This window comes from Paenisporosarcina sp. (assembly GCF_049671445.1).
GTDB lineage: Bacteria > Bacillota > Bacilli > Bacillales_A > Planococcaceae > Paenisporosarcina.
Genome location: NZ_JBATUX010000062.1, coordinates 1 through 4,124, shown reverse-complemented (window position 1 = coordinate 4,124; position 4,124 = coordinate 1). Strand labels below are relative to the sequence as shown.

Sequence of the window (4,124 nt, the reverse complement as noted above, 5' to 3'; positions counted from 1 at the left end):
CGGCTTTATTTTTAGTGTGACAGCCATTGTTCTTGATTGGTTTAAAGTGATTGATTATCACTTAAGTATGAAATTCTTACGCTATGAACATATCGTGTTAGATTTAGTTATTCCACTGGCAATGACTCTCGTGTTTGTCGGGGTATTTCAATTTATTGCCTCTCATATGTCGTTGAAATGGTTACAACAAATCGAAAAGCATTCGATTTCCATTATGTATTTACACATCTTTACCGACATCGTGTTAAATGATTACTTCAAATATGGCATTATTGGATTTACCGCGTTTGGATTAGTTGTACCAATCGTAGCATCGATCATCATCCAAAAGCTGGTTCCTCACGGCAAGTTATTCCTTGGAGGATTTTCACCGAGAAAACGCAAAGAGCCTAAACCTGATACAACTAAACCACTTATTAACTAAAAAAGCTGAACCTCGCATGTAGAGGTTCAGCTTCTTTTTTATACAGTTGCATTGTTTAGCATCTGATAATACAATCCTCTTTGATCTATGAGGTCTTGTTGACTGCCCGACTCCATTAGTTGCCCCTGGTCCATAACGTAAACGACGTCTGCTTGTCTGACTGTGTTTAAGCGATGGGCAATAACAAAGCTTGTGCGACCTTCCATTAAGCGTTCCAATGCTTCTTGAATCTTCATTTCCGTCACCGTATCAATGCTGCTTGTTGCCTCATCTAACAGTAAAATGACTGGGTCCGCAACAAGAGCGCGTGCAATTGATAGCAATTGCTTTTGCCCTTGGCTGATTTCGCCACCATCTGCGGTTAATACCGTGTCATAGCCTTCTGGCAGTTTTTCGATGAAGTCATGTGCATTGGCTTGTTTTGCCGCTTCCATTATTTCTTCGTCCGTAGCATTCAACCTACCGTAGCGAATATTTTCGTATACAGTCGCTTCAAATAAAAATGGATCTTGCAAAACAAAAGCAATTTGACTACGTAACGTTTGTCGAGGCAATTCGTGTATAGGGATGTCATCAATCCGAATTTGTCCTTCATTTGTTTCATAAAAACGAGCGAGCAATTGCATAATGGTTGTTTTTCCTGCACCCGTTGCACCGACTAGTGCAGCAGTTTCTCCAGGTTTCAACGTAAAGCTGACATTGCGAATCGTATGTTCATCATCTGATTGTTCATATTTAAACGATACTTTATCAAATTCAACTTTCCCTTTTAATACGGTGTCCAGTTTAGAGGTAGCTTCATCTTTTTCAATCTCTTCATCCATGATAGAGAATACTCGCTCCGCTCCAGCAATTGCGGATAACACTGTGTTAAATTGGTTGGCTAAGTCATTCAAAGGACGCGTGAATTGGCGCGCATACTCCGAAAAGATGACGATGGTCCCTATTGTCACATGACCATTTAAGGCAAGCAAACCTCCTACGCCAGCCACTATCGCAAAGCTTGCGTTGTTTAACATGTTCATGACTTTTGGGATGAAACCTGAATAAGTTAATGCCCAAAACCCTGTTCTTCGCAACCGCTCACTTTTTACAATAAATTCATCCGTTACACGATCTTCTTGTGAAAAGGCTTTGACAATTCGTTGTCCTGAAATCGTCTCTTCAATCATACCGTTCAAGTCACCCACTGCTCGTTGTTGTTCTTTAAAAAGCTTACCTGTCCTTCTCGTGATCCAACGCATGGAGTAAAACATGACAGGAATGATAGTCATCGTCAATAGCGTCAGTAGTGGACTTAGCAAAAGCATGACAATGACGGTTCCAGTTAGTGTCAAAATACTTGAGAACACTTGGATAAACGAGCTATTTAATGTAGCACTGACGTTTTCAATATCATTTGTTACACGGCTCATTAGTTCGCCATGTTGTCGTTTATCGAAAAACGACACAGATAACTTTTGGAAATGCGCAAATAAATTAGTTCGCAACCGATAAATAACTTGCTGAGCAATGCCAATCATCCAATAGTTTTGTAAAAACATCGTCAGAGATAAGAAGAAATAAATTCCGATGAGCCAGAAAATCATTGTTTGGAAGCCTTCAAATTGACCAGGTACTATGTATTCGTCAATAATTTTCCCGAGTAAGAAAGGTCCAATCAGTGCCAAAGCTGAACTGATAAAGACAAGTATAAGGACAGTGACTAACAGAGCACGTTGCTCATCGACGAGATGCCAAATGCGTTTTAATACTCCTTGCCAATCCCCAGCACGGTCCCCTTTTTTCTTTTTCACAGGAGTAATATCTTCTTTTGTCAAAACAGGATCGTAGCCAAAGGGTTTAAATGGAATCTGTCGCATGTGCAGGCACCTCCTGTTCTTGTTGCGACTCCGCTATTTGACGATACAATTCGGAGGTTTCGAGTAGCTCTTCATGTGATCCATAAGCTGCAATTTCACCGTTGTCTAATAACAACACACGGTCGGCACCTTTTGCTGTACGAATTTTTTGGGTCACAACAACCATTGTTGCTTCTTCTTTATCTAATGCTTCCCAAAGTGCGGCTTCGGTCTTCACATCTAATGCACTTGTACTGTCATCAAGCAATAAAATTTCAGGCTTTCGTACCAATGCACGTGCAATTGACAGACGTTGTTTTTGACCACCAGATAAATTCACACCTTTTTGTCCAACTCGCGTGTCATATCCTTTTGCAAACTGTTCAATTGATGTATGAATTTGTGCTTGTTTAGCGGCATGTTGCAATTCTTCTGTCGATGCTTCGACTTTACCCCATGCTAGGTTTTGATAAATGCTCCCTGTAAACAACAATGACTGTTGTGGAACAAGTCCAATGGCTTGCCTTAATTGATCCAACGACCACTTGTTTACGTCTTTTCCATCTACTTTTACGGAGCCAGATGAAGCTTCGAAGAATCGGGGAATAAGTTGCAATAAAGTAGATTTCCCAGCTCCAGTTGCACCCATAATCGCTAATTTTTCACCCGATTTAATGTTAAACGAAATATGCTTCAACACGGGTTCTGACGAATTTGGATAGGAGAACGTAACATTATGAAAGCTGATTTCTCCTTCAGCAGCTTCATGCATTTTCCCTGTGTTTTCATCTCGTTCAAGCCCTTTATTTACCAGTAATACTTCTTCCATACGTTCAGCAGAAGCTTTTGCACGTGCAAATGCCATAATGATAAAAGCAAACATAGAGAAAGCCCCTGTCATACGTAGAGCATAGTTGACGATAGCTACTAACTCTCCAATTTGAGCGTTGTTTGATTTGATTTCAGAAGCGCCAAACCATAATACAGCAAGTAAACTGATATTCATGACGAACAATAATAGTGGCAAAATGATTTCCATCACTCGCAAAGCTTTCACAGTATCCATTTTCAAAAGATTTGATACTTTTTCAAATCGCGAGGACTCAAACTTGCCACGCAAATAAGCTTTGACTAATCGAACTGCTTGCAAATTTTCTTGCAGCACTCGGTTCACACGATCAAGTCGAACTTGAACTAACGCAAAGTAGCTAACACCCTTCTTAACCATGAAGTATAAGAAAAAGATGAGGAAAGGAGCACCAATAACTAAGAACATAGCGAGGTATGCATTGACGATAAATGCCATAATCACACTACCAATAACGAGTAATGGCGCACGTAACATGATACGCAAACTCATAAAGAGCACGTTTTGAACCATCGTGACATCGCTTGTCAGTCTCGTGATTAAACCAGCTGTTGGAAATTTAGTAAATGTAGCTACTGTAAACTGTTGAACTTGTTTAAACAAAGCAGTCCTTACATCAAAACCAAAACTTTGGGACGCATGTGAAGCAAAAAACGAGTTTGTTGCTCCGGATAAGAAAGCAAGAATAGCCATAAGCATCATGACCCCTCCCCATGTCCAAATAACCGACACGTCTTCTTTCATGATGCCATCGTCAATAATTTTAGCGATGATGAGCGGTTGAATAAGCTCGACAGAAAGCTCGATAAGCATAAGGACAAGAGCTATTGCAATCGGCCATTTATATGGTTTGACATAGGAAAATACGGTTCTCACGTGACGTCCTCCTGAAACTTCTTCGTTAAACGAATTAATAATCTGATTGTTCACTATTATGCCACAACGGAAGCATTAAAGGTATCATTCGATATACTGAAATGTTCAATATGAT

The 4,124-nt window shown here is 40.1% G+C and carries 2 protein-coding genes and 1 pseudogene; 1 reads left to right on the top strand and 2 read right to left on the bottom strand.

Annotation, left to right across the window (positions count from 1 at the left end; all coding sequences use genetic code 11):
* A pseudogene (locus WBG45_RS08115) lies at positions 1-424 on the top strand (acyltransferase family protein); the annotation flags it as partial.
* Positions 425-462: 38 nt separating this feature from the next.
* On the opposite strand, the gene WBG45_RS08110 reads toward WBG45_RS08115, so the two are convergent.
* On the bottom strand, positions 463-2,286 hold the full coding sequence (locus WBG45_RS08110; protein WP_424413587.1) for an ABC transporter ATP-binding protein: 1,824 nt from the start codon (positions 2,284-2,286) through the stop codon (positions 463-465).
* Positions 2,267-4,009: an ABC transporter ATP-binding protein gene (locus WBG45_RS08105; protein ID WP_424413585.1), complete on the bottom strand. Its 1,743-nt coding sequence runs from the start codon at positions 4,007-4,009 to the stop codon at positions 2,267-2,269. The genes WBG45_RS08110 and WBG45_RS08105 overlap by 20 nt, the downstream gene beginning before the upstream one ends.
* Positions 4,010-4,124: the final 115 nt, after the last annotated feature.

Excerpts from the sequence above, each read along its gene's own strand:
- WBG45_RS08110 (WP_424413587.1), bottom strand. The coding sequence starts at position 2,286 with ATGCGACAGATTCCATTTAAACCCTTTGGCTACGATCCTGTTTTGACA.